Source organism: Mycetocola sp., assembly GCF_046716805.1.
In the GTDB taxonomy this organism is placed as follows: Bacteria; Actinomycetota; Actinomycetes; order Actinomycetales; family Microbacteriaceae; genus Mycetocola_A.
In genome coordinates this window covers 1-2,832 of record NZ_JBKJWH010000190.1, presented here as the reverse complement: position 1 = coordinate 2,832, position 2,832 = coordinate 1, and the positions used below count along the sequence as shown (strand labels likewise).

Sequence of the window (2,832 nt, the reverse complement as noted above, 5' to 3'; positions counted from 1 at the left end):
GTCTCGCTGAGATGGCGCTGATGGGCGACAAAACCGATCTGGGCCTCCAGCACGCAACAGCAGTGCTCGATGTTCTGACCGAGCTGCGCCTCAGCACCGATCGGGCCGGCACCGTGAGCATCGACGTCGACGAGCTGGAAACAATCGCGGTGTCGATGCGGGCACTGGCCGGATGGCAGGCGGGGCAGGCGGACACCGGCCAGGCCCGACTCAACGAACTCATCACTGAAGCCCAGAGCAGCACGCTCCTTCCCAGGCACGCGATCCTGTTGCTCACCCGAGGCTACCTGCATCGCCAGCAGCGCCGGCTGACCGAGGCCATCGCCGACCTTGAGGCCGGCCTCACACTTGCCGACCACGGCCGGCCCGAGCTGTCGGTTTACGGGCGGATAGAACTGGCGCTCGCACAATTCCGGAGCGGGCAATGGGATGCAGCGGCCGCCACAGCGGCAGCAGCTGCCTCGATCTCGGACGACGTCGAGAACGCGGGCGCGCGAGCCTCGGCCTACGCGGTCGCCGCATTCGTCCCGGCGGCACGCGGGGACCGGCAAACAGCCGAGAACTGGCTCGCCGACGCTGCCGCGATGCCTGTGCCATTCGTGAACAACGGATACCGCCGGCTGGCTGATGTCGCCCACGCCCTCCTGGCGAAGGCGGCAGGAGACTTCGCAACAGCGGCCTCCATCGCTCGTGAAGCGATAGCGCATGAACCGATGCGCGCGCAGATCGAGCGCGACTGGTGGCAGGAACTGCTCGTCGAGGCGCTCGGCCCGGCGGACCCGCCGGCAGTCGACCCGCTTGCCGTGCTGAGCAGCCGCGAACGCGAAGTGGCTCATCTCGCCGCGCAGGGGCTGACCAACCGCGAAGTCGCCGGCAAACTGTTCGTCTCGGTCAAAGGCGTCGAGTACCACATGGGTAACGTGCTGGCGAAGCTGGGGCTGTCGTCCCGGCGGGGTATCCGCGCCGTTCTCGAAAGGAACTAGGGGAAGTCCCTAGGGGCGTCCCGGCGGGTATCGCCGACACTGGAGTCAGTGGAAGATTCAGCGAACTGTTCCTGCGGGGCAGCTTGAACAAGGCGTTGGGTGCACTGCAAAAAACCCCTGTTCCCTGACAGGTGGATTCTCCCGGCACGCCGGCTGTCGACGCCGACGTGCCGGGTGATCCATGTCCGGTTCTTTCGCACGGTTCGGTGGTGATCCCGAGGATCGCTACGATTGAGGCCATGGTGAGTATGGCGGAATCGTTGGTGCGCCTGTCGGAACTCGCCGCTTCCCCGGTCGTCTCGAAGGTCGCATCCGTCTTCGCCCTTGCCGGCTTCGAACTCTCCCTGGTCGGCGGGCCCGTCCGTGACGCCATGCTCGGCCGGGTCGTCAGCGACCTGGACTTCACGACGAACGCCTCGCCCGACGAGATCCTCCGCGTCGTCACCCCGATCTCCGATGCCCAGTGGGACGTGGGTAGGGATTTCGGCACCATCGGTGCGCGAGTCGCGATCGGGAACGTCTCGGAGATGGTGGAGATCACCACCTATCGGGCGGATGCCTACGACGGCGTCACCCGCAAACCGGTCGTCGCTTTCGGGGACAGTCTCGAGGGTGACCTCAGGCGCCGGGACTTCACGGTCAATGCGATGGCTCTGCGCATCCCACAGGTCACACTTGTCGACCCGTGCGGGGGAGTCGAGGACCTGCTCGCGAAGACCCTCCGCACGCCGAGCACCCCCGAGGTGAGTTTCGGCGATGATCCGCTGCGCATGATGCGCGCTGCGCGGTTCGCCAGCCAGCTCGGTTTCGTCGTGGACGCCGAAACGCAGGCCGCCATGTCCGCCATGGCCGACAGCATCCGGATCGTGTCGGTGGAGCGCATGCAGATCGAACTGTCGAAGCTGCTCTGCACCGACGAACCCCGAACGGGCATCGAACTGCTTGTCGAATCGGGACTCGCACAGATCGTGCTGCCGGAGGTTCCTGCGTTGCGCCTGGAGATCGACGAACACCACCACCACAAGGACGTCTATCAGCACTCGCTCACAGTGCTCGAGCAGGCGATCGGGTACGAGAAATCTCGCCACCCCGGCGAGGCGCCCGACCTGACCCTGCGGATGGCCGCGCTTCTTCACGACATCGGCAAGCCGGCGACGCGCCGGCTCGAACCCGGCGGAGCGGTGAGCTTCTACCACCACGACATGGTCGGATCGAAGCTCGCGAAGAAACGGCTCACCGCACTGCGGTACGACAACGAGAGAATCAAGGATGTTTCCCGGCTGATCGAACTGCACCTGCGGTTCTTCGGCTATACCGAGGGAGCCTGGACGGACTCGGCCGTCCGCCGATACGTCCGTGACGCCGGCCATCTGCTCGAACGGCTGCACATCCTCACCCGGGCCGACGTCACCACAAGGAACCGGCGCAAGGCCGACCGCCTCGGGTTTGCCTACGACGACCTCGAAGCCCGCATCGCGGAACTCCGTGAGCAGGAGGAGATGGAAGCGGTGAGGCCGGACCTGGACGGCAACGCCATCCAGCGGGTGCTCGGAATCCGGCCCGGCCGGGAGGTGGGCGAGGCGTACAAATGGTTGCTCGAGCTGCGTCTCGACGAAGGCCCCCTGGGCGAGGAGGAAGCCGAACGACGCCTCCTGGCCTGGTGGGCGGATCGTGCCGGCTGAGTTCGGCGCTCGCCGGGTGCGGAGGAGCCAGGGAGCAGGGTAATAGCCTGACAGGGGCGGCGCTCATCACCGTCGACACCTCGGCGCCGGTCGCGACGTGGCCTGGGCCCGAAGTGTTCTCGCTGCGCTCGAGGGCGGCGGAGTCGCCACCCTTCCCTCGGGCGAGA

General features: G+C 66.6%; 2 protein-coding genes. Both read left to right on the top strand.

From position 1 onward, the window contains the following. The coding region (locus ACLQ62_RS15680; RefSeq protein ID WP_411722559.1) for a helix-turn-helix transcriptional regulator at positions 1–983 on the top strand (983 nt) is incomplete at its 5' end. A 239-nt stretch (positions 984–1,222) separates the two neighbouring features. Beyond that, the gene (locus ACLQ62_RS15675; protein WP_411722558.1) at positions 1,223–2,665 is read left to right on the top strand and encodes a CCA tRNA nucleotidyltransferase; all 1,443 of its coding nucleotides are present in this window, start codon (positions 1,223–1,225) and stop codon (positions 2,663–2,665) included. The last annotated feature ends 167 nt before the right edge of the window (positions 2,666–2,832 follow it).

Coding starts and splice junctions, on each gene's coding strand:
- ACLQ62_RS15675 (WP_411722558.1), top strand. CDS start 1,223: ATGGTGAGTATGGCGGAATCGTTGGTGCGCCTGTCGGAACTCGCCGCT.